Annotated in this window: 1 protein-coding gene and 1 pseudogene; both read right to left on the bottom strand. The window is 54.0% G+C overall.

What is annotated here, in order from left to right; genetic code table 11:
• Window positions 1-271: 271 nt before the first annotated feature.
• The gene (locus DEO48_RS12740; RefSeq protein ID WP_109845373.1) at window positions 272-475 is read right to left on the bottom strand and encodes a DUF957 domain-containing protein; all 204 of its coding nucleotides are present in this window, start codon (window positions 473-475) and stop codon (window positions 272-274) included.
• A gap of 25 nt (window positions 476-500) precedes the next feature.
• Window positions 501-976: pseudogene (locus tag DEO48_RS12735) on the bottom strand (DUF5983 family protein).
• Window positions 977-1033: the final 57 nt, after the last annotated feature.

Here is a 1033-nt window from a genome sequence, read left to right as displayed (position 1 = left end):
TCGCGGATAGCCTTTCGCCAGCTACTATCCGGTATAAGCAGTCTTAGTGATGCTTTTTTCCTTCTGAAGCTGGTTCGTAAAATGTATATCTCCCCCGCTGTTTCGAAGGAGCAAAGTTAACCTGTGGTTCTTGCGGATCCTTCACCGCAGCAGACGACGCCACCCAATCGTTATACCCGGCACCAGGTGGAGCTGTCGCAGCGACATTGCCAGGAAACGCCGGCCAGTGAAGGCTGGCGCTTATATGCGTGTGACGAGTACGGTTCGTTGGCTAATCAATTCTGGCCTGTTGCAAAAGCTGAAGATGGCGGAGAACGCGAACCTCCTGAAGCGCCTTTTCAATCCACGGCAACAGCGCTGCCGAATCCGTCCCATCTTCGTCGTTGCCGAAGACGAGCTCGTTCCCACAATCGATGTTGTCCTGCAGCCAGTCAATCAGAATGTTGAGCGCCGCTTCGGTGCTTAATTCCGGCATGTAAAAACCTTGTGGCAATAGAAGGCTACCAGTCAAAGGCGGCAAAGCCAGGCAGCACTTCACCTGAAGCATCAAAATGGATGATGTCGGCGGAATAACGACGCATAAGCGTAACGACCAGACGACGACAGGCTTTTGATAACCCCACACGGGATGTAAACGGGCATTCAGCCTGAGAATAAATCCGTAGCCGGTATACAGTATCCAGTCGCAGTCGCCGCCGTCATGACGTTGAAGGGTTACCAGGTCGAGAATAGCGTTATCCTCACAGGTGATATGGGCGGTGCTACACTGGATCCCGTTCAGACGGGCGGCGCGTGGCAGAGGATCTTCAACAATCAGCTTCCCGGGTTCGTCAGCAACGCGAAGGGAATACCCGTTGTCACTGACCACATCAATCAGCGCAGCCAGTTCAATCCCGTCAATATCCACGGCGATCCGGCCCGCATTCAGGGCCAGTACGTTGATGGCACTGGCTTCCACCGTCAGGGACAGCTTCATGGTTGCACCTCACGGTATTTGCCGGTGGTGATATCGGTCACCACTTTGTAGCCATGG

This window comes from Enterobacter sp. CGMCC 5087 (genome assembly GCF_003144775.1).
Classification (GTDB): domain Bacteria; phylum Pseudomonadota; class Gammaproteobacteria; order Enterobacterales; family Enterobacteriaceae; genus Enterobacter; species Enterobacter cloacae_M.
Note: the sequence above shows the minus strand (reverse complement) of the source record. Positions and strands in the feature narration are given on the sequence as shown.

What these genes read in the sequence shown, in the direction of transcription:
- DEO48_RS12740 (WP_109845373.1), bottom strand. Translation starts at nt 475, where the DNA reads ATGCCGGAATTAAGCACCGAAGCGGCGCTCAACATTCTGATTGACTGG.